The sequence below is a fragment of the Nguyenibacter vanlangensis genome, assembly GCF_013376155.1.
In the GTDB taxonomy this organism is placed as follows: Bacteria; Pseudomonadota; Alphaproteobacteria; order Acetobacterales; family Acetobacteraceae; genus Gluconacetobacter; species Gluconacetobacter vanlangensis.
Genome location: NZ_JABXXP010000697.1, coordinates 1 through 1,421 on the forward strand (window position 1 = coordinate 1; position 1,421 = coordinate 1,421).

A 1,421-nucleotide genomic window follows, 5' to 3' on the forward strand; every position below is an offset into this window, starting at 1 on the left:
GCGATTTCATCGGCGAAGCGGCCGGCGGCGGCGGCGGCGGCGGCGCGCCGTTGCGAGCGGGCGGCGAAATCGTCCTGCGCCGCGCGCGAAATCGCGTAGTGCCGGGCGATATTTTCCGCCGTGACCCCCATGTGGCAATCGTTGAACGCATCCCACAGCCCGTCGCAGATCATGCTGTCGCGCAGTTGCGCATCGCCCATGCGCAGGCCTGCCCGCGCCTTGGGCAGGAGATGCGGCGCGAGGCTCATAGTCTCCATTCCGCCGGCGACGACGATCTCGGCATCCCGGCAGGCGATGGCCTGCGCCGCCAGGTGGATGGCCTTCATGCCCGATCCGCAGACCTTGTTGACGGTCATCGCCGGGACGGTGTGGGGCAGTCCCGCGCCGATCGCCGCCTGGCGCGCCGTGTTCTGCCCGGCGCCGGCGGTGAGCACATGGCCCATGATGACCTCGTCGACCCGCGACGGGTCGAGCCGCGCGTCGCGCAAAACCGCGCCGATGACATGCGCTCCGAGCCCGGCGGCGGGGATTGCGGCCAGGGTGCCCAGGAAACTGCCGATCGCGGTGCGCCTGGCCGCGACGATGACGACATCCTGCATGCTTTTTCCTTCCGACCAGGCCATGTCTGGCGGGATCTTATGCGCGCCGTGGCGCGGATGGTCCATCGTTCCTGCGGCGGCGGCTTGATCCGGGACGGGCAAGATGGTCCAGTTCGGGCATCAATCGCGCCGGCGGGAGGCATGCATGACGAAATCGGCCCTGGTCCTGGGCGGCGGCATGGTGGGGGTGTGTACCGCCTGGCACCTGGCGCAGCGCGGGTTCGACGTGGCCCTGATCGAGCGGGGCGAGCCGGGACGCGAGACGTCGTACGGCAATGCCGGGCTGATCCAGCGCGAGGCGGTCGAACCCTATGAATTTCCGCATGAGCTGGGGACCCTGCTGCGCGTCGCGATGGGAATCGGCAATGACGTGGCGTGGCGGGCGCGCGACCTGCCCGCCATCGCCCCGCGCCTGCTGCGCTATTGGTGGCATTCCTTTCCGTCGCGCTATCGGGCGATCGCCCGGTCCTATGAGGCGATGATCCGCCATTGCCTGGACGAACACCAGCGGATGATCGCGGCGGCCGGCGCCGACAACCTGGTCGCGCGCAATGGGTGGAAGGCGCTGTACCGAACCGGCCGGGCTTTCGAGGCCGGGATAGGCGAGGCGCGCGACCGGGCGCAGCGCACGGGCGTTCTGTCGGAGATTCTGGATGGCGCGGCGCTGGCCCGGGCGGAGCCGGTGCTGCTTCACCCCATGGCGGGCGCCATCCACTGGCGCGACCCGTGGAGCGTGAGCGACCCGGGCGAACTGGTTGGCCGCTATGCCGCCCTGCTGGAGGCGGCCGGCGGGCGTATCCTGCGCGGGGATGCGCGCAGCCT

The 1,421-nt window shown here is 70.5% G+C and carries 2 protein-coding genes; one reads left to right on the top strand and one right to left on the bottom strand.

The window, feature by feature from the left end; translation table 11 throughout:
* The coding region (locus tag HUK84_RS18135; protein WP_281362853.1) for a thiolase family protein at positions 1 to 599 on the bottom strand (599 nt) is incomplete at its 3' end.
* A 145-nt stretch (positions 600 to 744) separates the two neighbouring features.
* On the opposite strand from HUK84_RS18135, the gene HUK84_RS18140 reads away from it, so the two are divergent.
* On the top strand, positions 745 to 1,421 hold a 677-nt coding region (locus HUK84_RS18140), incomplete at its 3' end, for an NAD(P)/FAD-dependent oxidoreductase (protein WP_176641487.1).